Genomic DNA, 2,072 nt, shown 5'->3' with positions numbered 1-2,072 from the left:
GGACACCGCCATCACCGCGCTGACGTCGGCGATCAAGCTGGCGCGCGCCGGCCTGCGTGAACCCGAAAAGCCGATCGGCTCCTATCTGTTCTCGGGCCCGACCGGCGTCGGCAAGACGGAAGTCGCCAAGCAGCTCGCCGCCTCGCTCGGCGTCGAACTGATCCGCTTCGACATGTCGGAATACATGGAACGTCATACCGTATCGCGGCTGATCGGCGCGCCTCCCGGCTATGTCGGCTTCGACCAGCGCGGATTGCTCACCGACGGTGTCGACCAGCATCCGCACTGCGTGCTCTTGCTCGATGAGGTCGAGAAGGCGCATCCCGACCTGTTCAACATCCTGCTGCAGGTGATGGACCACGGCAAGCTGACCGACCACAACGGCAAGCAGATCGACTTCCGCAATGTCATCCTGATCATGACCACCAATGCGGGAGCGTCGGATGCGCAGCGGGCGGCGATCGGTTTCGGTTCGACCAAGCGCGAAGGCGACGATGTCGAGGCGATCAACCGGCTGTTTACGCCGGAGTTCCGCAACCGTCTCGATGCGATCATCCCGTTCGGCTCGCTGCCGGTGCCGGTCATCCACCAGGTTGTGCAGAAGTTCGTCATGCAGCTCGAGGCTCAGCTCTCCGAGCGTGGCGTCACCTTCGACCTGTCGCCGGATGCGGTCGCCTGGCTGGCCGACAAGGGCTATGACGAGCGCATGGGCGCGCGGCCGCTCGGCCGCGTCATCCAGGAGCACATCAAGAAGCCGCTGGCCGACGAGGTGCTGTTCGGCAAGCTCAAGAAGGGCGGCACGGTGCGCGTCACCGTCGAGAAGAAGGAAACCGGCGAGACCGGCCTGAAGCTCGAATCGCTGGCCGACGAGGCTCCGGTGAAGCCGAAGAAGGAAGAGCCGGAAGAAGCGCCGAAGCCCCGCAAGGCGGTTGCGAAGAAGCCGGTGGCCAGGAAGGCGGTGGCGCAGAAGCCGGAGCCGAAAGGCAAGGATGGCGGCAAGCGCAGCCTGGTGCCGCAGTTGCCGCGCAAGGGCTGAAGCCCTGACGATAAAAAAGCCCCGGAAACGGGGCTTTTTTCATGCAATCTGCTGCGGTCAAGAGTGAGCTCGGTCGCCGCCGAAGGTGCTGCCTTCCGCAGCCGCGGCAGCTGGCAGGGGCTGAAATTCAGATGCGAGCCGGCCGGGGACGGTGACAGCGTCATCGGCTTCGAGTTCCTGGTCAGCGATGAAAGAGAAATGGGACGATCTCGGCCTGCCCGTGGCGTGGACAAGGCGATCTGACGGGCATGAGCGGCACCGGCGCCCCGCCGGCACCGCCATGATTGCCGTTGTGTGGCGAAGCAAAAAATCCTATCAAGGCGCACGGCTGCGGGGGTTGCTGCCGTGACTTTGGCGCACTCAAGCGAACGGGATCGCGCTCCCCGCGCGGAATAAAATGACAAGGCAAGCTCGAAAGACCATCCGTCAGGCAGCGATTGCGATTCCGCTTCTCGCGCTCGGCTTCTATTTCATCCCGATCCTGACAACGATCTGGATCGTTTGCGGCCTGATCGACGTGCTGCGCAACAAGAACAAGGACCTGTCGCTGTTCCGCGGCTATTTTCTCGGCAACGGCCTCTTCACCTGGCTGCTGTCGCCCTTCAACCTGCTGGTCGACCTGCTTTGCTACAGGAACCCGGGTGTCTGGAAGCTGGAGCAGTTTCCCGCCGACTACCAGCGCGAGGTCAACGAGGTTCTCGACGTCTTTAAGGCGCGCAAGGACGAGATCATCGCCGATATCGACGCCAATTTCGGCACCGGCCGGCGCGGCATGTATGTCTATCAATGGTACGGCAAGCACAAGATCGACAACGTGCCGGAATTCAACAAGGATTTCAAATACATCAAGACCATCGCCGTGTCGGTCTTCAGGGGCAAGGAATCGACGTCCTGGCATTTCGGCCCGCTTCGGCTCAGCCTGCGCATTCTCTACAACCTGCTGCCGGTGAAGGCCGAGATTTTCGTCGAGTGCAACGACGCCAGGAACTACTGGCATGACAATCCGCTCTACATTTTCGACGACACGCTGCTGCAC

At 62.2% G+C, this 2,072-nt stretch carries 3 protein-coding genes; all 3 read left to right on the top strand.

Features of this window, described 5'->3' with window-relative positions; all coding sequences use genetic code 11:
* Positions 1 to 1,036, top strand: a 1,036-nt coding sequence (locus EOA33_RS33465; RefSeq protein ID WP_127407566.1) for an AAA family ATPase, incomplete at its 5' end; no start/stop codon positions are given.
* Positions 1,037 to 1,099: 63 nt separating this feature from the next.
* Entirely contained in the window at positions 1,100 to 1,279 is a 180-nt protein-coding gene (locus EOA33_RS41090; protein ID WP_245482517.1) for a DUF930 domain-containing protein, read from the top strand.
* Between the two features lie 154 nt (positions 1,280 to 1,433).
* Positions 1,434 to 2,072, top strand: a 639-nt coding sequence (locus EOA33_RS33455; RefSeq protein ID WP_145989448.1) for an aspartyl/asparaginyl beta-hydroxylase domain-containing protein, incomplete at its 3' end; no start/stop codon positions are given.

The organism is Mesorhizobium sp. M4A.F.Ca.ET.050.02.1.1, from assembly GCF_003997725.1.
Classification (GTDB): domain Bacteria; phylum Pseudomonadota; class Alphaproteobacteria; order Rhizobiales; family Rhizobiaceae; genus Mesorhizobium.
This window is presented reverse-complemented; position numbering and strand designations above follow the sequence as displayed.